The organism is Romboutsia sp. 13368 (assembly GCF_018336475.1).
GTDB lineage: Bacteria > Bacillota > Clostridia > Peptostreptococcales > Peptostreptococcaceae > Romboutsia.
In genome coordinates, this window is the sequence record NZ_CP048741.1 from 695785 (window position 1) to 696370 (window position 586).

A 586-nucleotide genomic window follows, 5' to 3' on the forward strand; every position below is an offset into this window, starting at 1 on the left:
TTATAATATATTCAARTATAYATTTAATWAATAATAGTTAAATATATAGCTATTATTTATATTTTACTTAAATAAAGTATTTGAATAGAGAAATAAAAACTAGGTAATTAATATATATATAGTAAGATAATTAACAATGTATATATTGATTATCAAATAAAATAAAACTATAATATTATATATACATAATTAAGAAAAGGAGTAAAATTTATGAAAGTTACTTTACCAGAAACAGCAATAAAAACATTAAAAGATATCTTACAAGATAATCAAGATAGACCTCAAACTATAAGAGTATATTTTGCAGGAATGGGTTGTTCAGGGGCATCATTTGGAATAGCTTTAGATGAAGAAAGAGAAGATGATGTATGCTATGATATAGAAGGATTACATTTCATAATGAGCGAAGTTGAATACAGCCAATATGGAGATGTAACTATAGAAGATACAGGATATGGATTTAGAGTAGTAGTAGCAAATATGCCACAAAGCGCAGGTGGATGTGGCGGAGGATGCTCAGGCTGCGGTCATTAAGATATATAAGTTACCTTAAATATTTAAGGTAACTTTTTTTGTTAAGCAAATA

Annotated in this window: 1 protein-coding gene; it reads left to right on the top strand. The window is 25.9% G+C overall.

Annotation, left to right across the window (positions count from 1 at the left end):
- The first annotated feature begins 210 nt into the window (after positions 1-210).
- The gene (locus G3997_RS02760) at positions 211-534 is read left to right on the top strand and encodes a Fe-S cluster assembly protein HesB (protein ID WP_296647730.1); all 324 of its coding nucleotides are present in this window, start codon (positions 211-213) and stop codon (positions 532-534) included.
- Positions 535-586: the final 52 nt, after the last annotated feature.

What these genes read in the sequence shown, in the direction of transcription:
- G3997_RS02760 (WP_296647730.1), top strand. Translation starts at nt 211, where the DNA reads ATGAAAGTTACTTTACCAGAAACAGCAATAAAAACATTAAAAGATATC.